1 pseudogene is annotated in these 292 nt (G+C 50.7%); it reads left to right on the top strand.

Annotated elements, in window-relative coordinates:
* Positions 1-292: pseudogene (locus ACMV8I_RS21440) on the top strand (DNA polymerase I); the annotation flags it as partial.

Here is a 292-nt window from a genome sequence, read left to right as displayed (position 1 = left end):
GAAGCCATTGCTGGAAGATGAAAAGCAGCTAAAAGTAGGACAGAACCTCAAGTTTGATCGCGGGATCCGGTTGCGATACGGCATCGAGATGAAAGGCATAGCCTTCGATACCATGCTGGAGTCCTATGTACTGGATAGCGTATCAGGCCGACATGATATGGACAGCCTGGCCGACCGATATCTCGGTCATAAGACGGTCAGCTTCGAAGAAATTGCCGGTAAAGGTAAAAACCAGCTCACTTTCAACCAAAGTGCGCTTGAGCAGGCAGCACCTAATGCCGCTGAGGATGCC

The sequence above is a fragment of the Ewingella sp. S1.OA.A_B6 genome (assembly GCF_049889095.1).
Lineage (GTDB): Bacteria > Pseudomonadota > Gammaproteobacteria > Enterobacterales > Enterobacteriaceae > Ewingella.
Note: the sequence above shows the minus strand (reverse complement) of the source record. Positions and strands in the feature narration are given on the sequence as shown.